Origin of the sequence: Stutzerimonas stutzeri, from assembly GCF_000935215.1 — a bacterium.
Taxonomy (GTDB): Bacteria; Pseudomonadota; Gammaproteobacteria; order Pseudomonadales; family Pseudomonadaceae; genus Stutzerimonas.
The window spans coordinates 1-5,810 of record NZ_JXXD01000247.1 but is presented as its reverse complement, the minus strand read 5'-3'; the positions used below and the strand labels follow the sequence as shown (position 1 = coordinate 5,810).

The following is a 5,810-nucleotide window of genomic DNA, read 5'->3' as shown; positions in this document are numbered from 1 at the left end:
CGGAGTTATAGAAGAAACGTGGTGCAGGGAGAGTCCATTACAGCCTCCTAGTCCCAACCTATACGCAAATGCTCAAAACCCTCTCCGGCTGGCTAAAGAAAGCGCAGGCCCAGCTACCGGAAGCGGAGGCGCAGGCGTTGTTATCCGCGCGGCTGGCGCCGGATATGTTTCCGTTGTCGACTCAGGTTCGCTTTGCCTGTGTGCAGGCGCGGGAGGCCGTTTGCCGGCTGAGAGGCGAGGCCTTCCCGGCTGTCATCAACGAGCTGCTGGACGAGGGGCGGCACGCTGGCGAGCGGCCGGGCACGCTGGCCGATGCCTATGCCCGGATCGATGAAACGGTGGCGTTGCTCGACGGCCTCGCCGCCGATGCGCTGGATGTGGACGCGGACAAGCCAATCGCCCATGAGCTGGCGAACGGGATGATCTTCGACCTGACCGCGGAGCAGTACGCCCGTGACTGGACGCTGGCGCAGTTCTATTTCCACGTGATGACCGCGTATTCGATCTTGCGTAGCGAAGGGATCAATCTCGGCAAGGCGGACTACGTGGCGCATATGCTGCCTTATCTGCGGCCGGAGACTGTTCCGAAGGGGTAGCGAGGTAGCCCGGACGTAGCGCGTGGAAAAGGCTTCGCCGTTTTCCACCCTACGCATGCGAGGTGTCGGCAGAGGAGTGCGGGGTAGCGTAGGGTGGACAACGCTGCGCTTGTCACTGATGCGAATCGACGGGCAGAGCAGGTGGTTGGCGAAACGCTCCGGGGCTTAGGGCGTCCAACCGGGATGCCGCGCCAGAGCGGTCGTATTTGCGAACGATGTTCGCCCACCTCGCCACAAAGCAGACCTCCCCATGCTGTTCCGCCGTTTCGAAAACCTCATCGATGTCTTCAAGCCCAGCCCGGACGTTGCGCCGCCGGCCGGGATGCTGCGCTTCTATGCCCATTACCTGAAGCAGGTCTGGCCGTTGATGACCGCCGTGCTGGTTGTCGGCTTCTTCGCGGCGTTGATCGAGGTGGCGCTGTTCAGCTTTCTCGGCCAGTTGATCGATATGGCCCAGGCGACCGATGACGCGCGGACCTTCTTCGCCGAGCACCGCAACGAGCTGCTGTGGATGGCGGCGGTGGCGCTGGTCATCCGGCCCCTGGTGTTCGGCCTGCACAATCTGCTGACGCATCAGGCGATCAATCCGGGGCTGACCAATCTGATCCGCTGGCAGAACCACCGCTACGTGCTCAAGCAAAGCCTGAACTTCTTCCAGAACGACTTCGCCGGGCGCATCGCCCAGCGGGTGATGCAGACCGGGCCGTCGCTGCGCGACTCGGCCATGCAGGTGATCGACGCGCTGTGGCATGTGGTGGTCTATGCCGGCAGCGCGCTGTATCTGTTCGCCGCCGCGGATCTGCGTTTGATCGTGCCCTTGCTGCTGTGGATCGTCGGCTACAGCGCCGCGCTCTGGTACTTCGTGCCGCGTATTCGCGCGCGTTCGGCGGCAGCGTCCGCGGCGCGCTCGAAGGTGATGGGGCGGGTGGTGGACGGCTACAGCAACGTCGCCACGCTCAAGCTGTTCGCCCATTCGCGGGAGGAGGAGAGCTACGCCCGCGAGGCGATGCAGGAGCTGCTTGGCAAGTTCCGCCTGCAGTCGCGCGTGATCACCAGCCTGGATTTCCTCATCACCTGCATGAACGGCCTGTTGATCGTCGGCACCGGCGCGCTGGCGCTGTGGCTGTGGAGCGAGGCGCTGATCACCACAGGCGCCATCGCCCTGGCGCTGGGCCTGGTGATCCGCATCAACAACATGGCCGAGTGGATCATGTGGGTGGTCAACGGCATCTTCGAGAACGTCGGCACCGTGCAGGACGGCATGAAGAGCATCGTCCGGCCGCGCGACGTGCTCGATCCCGAGGACGCCAGGCCGCTTGAGGTGGAGCAGGGCGGCGTGCGCTTCGAGGATGTGCATTTCCACTACGGCAAAAGCGGCGGGGTGATCAGCGGGCTGACCATCGACATTCGCCCGGGCGAGAAGATCGGCCTGGTCGGGCCGTCGGGTGCGGGCAAGTCGACGCTGGTCAACCTGCTGCTGCGCCTGTATGACCTGGAGAGCGGGCGCATCCTTATCGATGGGCAGAACGTCGCCGAGGTCAGCCAGGAGAGCCTGCGCGCCAACATCGGTGTGGTCACCCAGGACACCTCGCTGCTGGACCGTTCGATCCGCGACAACCTGCGCTACGGCAAGCCCGACGCCACGGAAGAAGAACTCTGGGCCGCGGCACGCAAGGCCCGCGCGGACGCGTTCATAGAGACCCTGGACGACAGCCAGGGCGGCAAGGGCTTCGAGGCGATGGTCGGCGAGCGGGGCGTGAAGCTCTCCGGCGGGCAGCGGCAACGCATCGCCATCGCCCGGGTGCTGCTCAAGGATGCGCCGATTCTGGTGCTCGATGAAGCCACCTCGGCGCTGGATTCGGAGGTCGAGGCGGCGATTCAGGAGAGCCTGGATACCCTGATGGAAGGCAAGACGGTGATCGCCATCGCCCACCGGCTGTCGACCATCGCGCGTATGGATCGGCTGGTAGTGATCGATGGAGGCCAGGTGATCGAGACCGGCACCCACGCCGAGCTGATCGCCCGCGGCGGGCTCTATGCGCGGCTGTGGCAGCACCAGACCGGTGGTTTTGTCGGGGTGGATTGATTCGAACGGGCGTGGGATCGGTAGCGGGTGAGTTCGTGCAGGCGGTCGAAGCCTGGCGCACGCGCGGCACTCCCACGCAGCGCAGCAGGTCTGTATCAGCTGTCCGGCCGTTTTCTCAAGAAGCAGGGGCGGGCTTGCGAGCCCAAATTCAATCGAGCGCAGAGGTGACCATGAATATCTTCCTGACATCCTCCTTTGCTGAGGTCGTGGACTTGTTTGTCAGGTTCACCGGGGGCGAGTGCCGCGGCAGGACGGTTACGCTGATTCCTACGGCAAGCCTTGCCGAGGAGGTCAATTCCTACCTTGTTGCGGCCAGGGAGGCGTTTGTCGAAGCCGGACTGGTGATCGATGAGCTCGAGGTTTCAACCGCAACTCAGGACGAGATCGTCAGCAAGCTCGAACGTGGCGATTACATCTATGTGTCAGGCGGCAACACCTTCTTTCTGCTGCAGGAGCTGAAGCGCAAGGGCGCGGACAGATTGATCGCGGAACAGGTCAGGGCCGGGAAGTGCTATATCGGCGAATCCGCCGGCTCCGCGATACTCGCCCCGAGCATTGACTATATTCGGGCGATGGACGACGTCACTGCGGCGCCTGAGCTGGAGTCCTGTACCGCACTGGGGCTGGTCGATTTCTACCCGCTGCCGCATTACCGGAATGCGCCGTTCGACGAGGCCGTCGAGCAGGTGCTGAAGGAGTATGGGCAGGCATTGGCGCTTCGCCCATTCAGCAATAACCAGGCGATCGTCGTGTCGGGTGGTCACGCTGAAATCCAAACGAGCGGCGAACGAGGCTAACGCCAACTTCAAGGCCTGCCTGCTCTGCCAAGCCTTTATCAGTTACCAAATGCCTTGCCGCCGCTACCTCTGGAGCAGTGGCATGGCGCGGGCTTGCAAGGCCCTGAGCAACGCGCACGGCACATTCCGGTTCGTCGTCGCGCCACCTGAACCCTCATACACTGCGCCCACTCGTACCTCTAGCGCAGTCATTAACTGAGAGGGAGCCCGCCATGAGCGATCGACAAGCCAGCGTCCGCCACGATGCCGCGCAGCAGCGCTATGAGCTGCTGGTCGACGGCCAGTCACTCGGCGCCGCCGAGTACAGCGAGCAGGGCGAGCGGATGGTCTTTACCCATACCGAGGTCGACCCCAGCCTGTCCGGGCAGGGGCTGGGCAGTGTGCTGGCCAAGGGCGCGCTGGAGGATGCGCGGCGCCGCGGCAAGCGGGTGGTGCCGCAGTGCGAGTTCATCGCCAGCTACATCGAGCGCCACGAGCAATGGCAGGACCTGGTCGATCCGGCCTGACCAGCACACCCTTCCAGGCGGGATTTATTGCCGGGGCTGATGCTCTTATCTGAGTGATCGCTGCCGCTGCGCCGGCACGGCATTGCACCAGCAGCTGGTTTCGTCAGAGGGCAATCGCGTGGATGGTCGAGAGTTTGTCTGGGCGCATTTCAAGCTCAATGCCGAGCAGCGCCTGCGTGGCTTCAACTTCTTCGTGGTGCTGGCGATCTTCGCCGATGGTGGCGTGCTGGCGGCGCTGCAGCGCGGCTTCTCGCCCGGGCTGCTGATCCTGCTCGGCGCCTTTACCGTCTTGCTGGCGCAGGTGTTCTGGCTGGTGGATGCACGCAGCCGGCAGCTGCTGGAGCTGACCATCACCGCGCTGAAGGAGATGGAGGCCGAGTTTCCCGAGAGCCACCGGCTGTTCGCTGCCGATGCGCTGGGGCAGAGCCGGGTGATCAGCTACACCTTCGCCATCCGCGCGCTGTTGCTGGCGCAGATGGGCTTTGGCCTTGGCGTGTTTGCTTACGGGCTTTACCAGTGGTGAGTACTGCGAGCGTGTCATCCGTCGCTGGCTGCGCTTCGCAGCCGAACGCTGGCGGCGGGCGCCCGGTCGGTATTGGTAACCACCGGGAGATCTGACGATGTCGACTTCGAGCAATCTGTTATGGGCCGCCCTGGCGATCGGGGCGGTGACGGGCATGCGCAGCATGCTGGCGCCGACACTGGTCAGCCGGGCGTTGAGCGAGCGCGATGACCTCGCCGGGGCGGGGGAGGCCGCGCAACTGCTGACGTCGGACACCGCGCAGACCTTTCTGCCAACGCTCGCGGCCAGCGAGATGATCGGCGACAAGATGCCCTTTGCGCCGGATCGCACCATCGTGCCGTCGATGATGTTTCGTGCGCTGTCCGGCGGCGTCAGCGCGGCGGCGTTGGCGGGTGTCCGTCGCGAGCCGGTGCTGGTGCCCGCGTTGCTCGGTGCGACGGCGGCGCTGGTCGCATCCAAGGTCGGGCTGAGCCTGCGCAAGCCCTATCAGCCGAGGCCGCTAGTGAATGCGGCGCTGGGTGCGGCGGAGGAATGTCTGGCGTTGGTGATTGGCCGAGCCGGGCTGCGGCGGGCGTTGGGTGAGGGTCGGCGCGGGCGGTAAGAAGCCATGTACTCCGCGCGTTTCGCGGGGCGGTGATGTGGACGCGTGGAAAGGCGTTGCCGTATTCCACCCTACGCGGGTTGCCCTCGGGACCCGTCAGTCCTGGCTGATCTCGGTCTTGTGCGGATTGCTCTGCAGCAAGCGCGCGTGGGCTTCGGGGTAGCGGTAGGCGAATGTGGCGTGCTGCGCGGCGACTTCCGCCTGCATGGCTTCGCGCTCATGGGCCGGCAGTTTGGCCAGGTATTTCCGGGTAATGGCGTATTTGGCGGCCATCAGCTCGTTCTCGGCTTCCCGTACCTCCACTTCGTAGGCTCTCGCGCGACGTTCCCGCAGCGCCGCCTGGTCGGTGTGCATGTTGCCGCCCTCATGCAGGACGAAGGCACTCTTCGAGTCGCCTTCCGTCTGTTCCATGGCGGGTTGCGCGGCCCAGACACCGGTGAATACCGACACGCACAGCAGCAGGCAGGACGGAACGATTGTCGGCAGATGCATGACTTGGCCCTCGCAGGACGTGGCAGCACTCGGGCCGCCGGATGAATCCAGCATACGCCAGCGGCAGCGGGCTCTCACCACCCCGGCACTGCGCCAATCGCCGCAGGGCTTGGTGTTTGCAGGGTGCCTGCGTCGGGCTGCCGTGCTCTTCCGAACGCCAGAAGTGCGGCTAGGACCGGGTGAGGCACGCGGCGGCAAAACAACGGGCC

General features: G+C 64.8%; 6 protein-coding genes and 1 pseudogene. 6 read left to right on the top strand and 1 reads right to left on the bottom strand.

Annotation, left to right across the window (positions count from 1 at the left end; all coding sequences use genetic code 11):
• Positions 1 to 44 precede the first annotated feature (44 nt).
• The 6 genes and pseudogenes from LO50_RS21175 to LO50_RS21150 form a co-directional block, all read left to right on the top strand.
• A pseudogene (locus LO50_RS21175) lies at positions 45 to 596 on the top strand (DUF1993 domain-containing protein); the annotation flags it as partial.
• A gap of 250 nt (positions 597 to 846) precedes the next feature.
• The gene (locus tag LO50_RS21170) at positions 847 to 2,682 is read left to right on the top strand and encodes an ABC transporter ATP-binding protein (RefSeq protein ID WP_044316262.1); all 1,836 of its coding nucleotides are present in this window, start codon (positions 847 to 849) and stop codon (positions 2,680 to 2,682) included.
• A 170-nt stretch (positions 2,683 to 2,852) separates the two neighbouring features.
• Positions 2,853 to 3,479 (top strand): Type 1 glutamine amidotransferase-like domain-containing protein, encoded by a 627-nt coding sequence (locus tag LO50_RS21165; protein WP_044316265.1) that lies wholly within the window; start codon positions 2,853 to 2,855, stop codon positions 3,477 to 3,479.
• A 212-nt stretch (positions 3,480 to 3,691) separates the two neighbouring features.
• Entirely contained in the window at positions 3,692 to 3,985 is a 294-nt protein-coding gene (locus LO50_RS21160; protein WP_044316261.1) for a GNAT family N-acetyltransferase, read from the top strand.
• Positions 3,986 to 4,103: 118 nt separating this feature from the next.
• Positions 4,104 to 4,508, top strand: coding sequence for a hypothetical protein (locus tag LO50_RS21155; RefSeq protein WP_042925965.1), 405 nt, complete (start codon positions 4,104 to 4,106; stop codon positions 4,506 to 4,508).
• 97 nt (positions 4,509 to 4,605) lie between these two features.
• Positions 4,606 to 5,109 (top strand): DUF4126 family protein, encoded by a 504-nt coding sequence (locus LO50_RS21150; RefSeq protein ID WP_041013837.1) that lies wholly within the window; start codon positions 4,606 to 4,608, stop codon positions 5,107 to 5,109.
• A gap of 96 nt (positions 5,110 to 5,205) precedes the next feature.
• Here the strand turns inward: LO50_RS21150 and LO50_RS21145 are convergent, their stop codons facing one another.
• Positions 5,206 to 5,601, bottom strand: a complete 396-nt coding sequence (locus LO50_RS21145) for a hypothetical protein (RefSeq protein ID WP_044316264.1) — start codon at positions 5,599 to 5,601, stop codon at positions 5,206 to 5,208.
• Positions 5,602 to 5,810: the final 209 nt, after the last annotated feature.

Coding starts and splice junctions, on each gene's coding strand:
- LO50_RS21150 (WP_041013837.1), top strand. CDS start 4,606: ATGTCGACTTCGAGCAATCTGTTATGGGCCGCCCTGGCGATCGGGGCG.
- LO50_RS21170 (WP_044316262.1), top strand. CDS start 847: ATGCTGTTCCGCCGTTTCGAAAACCTCATCGATGTCTTCAAGCCCAGC.
- LO50_RS21165 (WP_044316265.1), top strand. CDS start 2,853: ATGAATATCTTCCTGACATCCTCCTTTGCTGAGGTCGTGGACTTGTTT.
- LO50_RS21160 (WP_044316261.1), top strand. CDS start 3,692: ATGAGCGATCGACAAGCCAGCGTCCGCCACGATGCCGCGCAGCAGCGC.
- LO50_RS21145 (WP_044316264.1), bottom strand. CDS start 5,601: ATGCATCTGCCGACAATCGTTCCGTCCTGCCTGCTGCTGTGCGTGTCG.